General features: G+C 71.2%; 1 pseudogene. It reads right to left on the bottom strand.

Annotation, left to right across the window (positions count from 1 at the left end):
- Positions 1-1,737, bottom strand: a pseudogene (locus tag MJ777_RS21895) (type IV secretion protein Rhs); the annotation flags it as partial.

Genomic DNA, 1,737 nt, shown 5'->3' on the forward strand with positions numbered 1-1,737 from the left:
GTTCGACCACGGTTGCATTGTCGTCGCTGAGGAGCTGCTTGGTGATCCGCCGGCCGAACGGATCATAGGCGTAGCGCCAGCGCTGGCCATCCGGGGTCGTCACACCGGTCAGCCGGTCCTCGGCGTCCCAGCTGTAGCGCCAGGTACGCGGCTTCGCCGACAGTCGTTTCTGCTGACGCAGCGTCACCCGGCCCTGCCGGTCGTGCTCGTAGCGGACGCTACCGGCCCGGCGGATCAACGTGCCGGCATACTCCCGGCCACCCTGCGCGGCAGCGTCCGACCCGTCGTTCCCGTCGCGCTGCGCGGGCACCGGCCAGGCCGCGTCGGTGATGTTGCCCGCGGCGTCATAGGCGTAGCGCTCGGACCAGTCAGCTCCGTGGACAGCGGTGACCCGCCGGGCCGGGTCGAGGTCGAACCGGCGCAGCCCGGCGAGCAGGTCATCGATCTCGGTGACATAGCCATCCGGACTGTAGGAGTAGTCCCGGCGCTGCACCAGCCGCGCACCCCGCGCGGTCCCCGGCCCACCTGCGGTCACGGTTTGTGACAGCAGCTGGTGGGTGGCGTCCCACGCCTGCGCCAGCACCACCCCGCTGTCCAGACTGCGCGCCACCTCCCGGCCTGCCTGGTCGTGGGTGAACCGTAGGGTTCGGCCGGCGGTGTGCAGCGACAGTGGTAGGTCGTTCGCGCCGTACTCCCAGCCGCTGGCCGCCCCGGACGGGGTCACCCGCCGCATCCGCCGACCGAGCGCATCGTAGGTCGAGGAGACCGTCCGGCCGTTACAGGTCTCGGCCAACACCCGGCCACGAGCATCCCGTTCGACGGTGCAGTCGGCATCCATGTTCGTCGCCCGCGTCACCCGACCCACCGCATCGTAGACGAACGTCGTCACACCGCCCGCGCCGTGTTTCTCGATGACGTTGCCGAGCAGGTCGCGGGTGAACCGCACCGTCTGCCCGGCACCGTTGGTCCGGGCGACGAGTTGACCGGCGGCATCATGAACATAGGCCAGCACCCGGCCGTTGAAGTCGGTCTCCTGGACGAGGTTGCCGGCCGGATCGTAGTCGTAGCGCCAGACCAGCCCGGCCGGGTTGGTGACGGCCGCCAGCCGGAGTTCGGTGTCATAGGTAAACGCCAGCCGCGCCCCATCCGGGCCGGTCCGCGCGGCCGGCAGGTCGAAGTGGGTGACCTCGGTGCGGGTCACCAGCCCGGCCGCGTCGACATACTCGACCACATTGCCCTCGGCGTCATAGGCCCACCGCTCGGTCGCACCGTCCGGGAGGGTCCGCCACGCCGGTTTCCCCTCCACCGTCCAGCCGAACCGGGTGACCCCACCGAGCGGGTCGGTCACCGCGACCACCCGGCCGAACCCGTCCCGATCATAGGCGGTGACCGCCCCGAGCGGATCCACCACCGCGACGGGCAGGCCCGCGGCGTCGGTGGCCACCCGCCGGCTATGACCGAGCGCGTCGATGACAGCCGTGAGCCGACCACGATCATCATAGGTGAACGCCGTCCGCGCCCCGGCCGGGTCGGCCACCGCGGTCAGATTCCCGCGGTCATCGTAGGACCGCTCCCAGCGGGCGCCGTCCGCCTCGACGAGCGTGATTGGTAGCCGCAGATCATTCCACTCCGCGGTGACGCGGGCGCCGTCCGGGCGGATGACCTCGGTCAGGTTGCCGTCGGCGTCGTAGCCGTAGCGCACCGTCCGGCCCAGCGGGTCGGTCTCGGCGAGCTTGC

This window comes from Protofrankia sp. Cj5 (assembly GCF_917627405.1).
GTDB lineage: Bacteria > Actinomycetota > Actinomycetes > Frankiales > Frankiaceae > Protofrankia.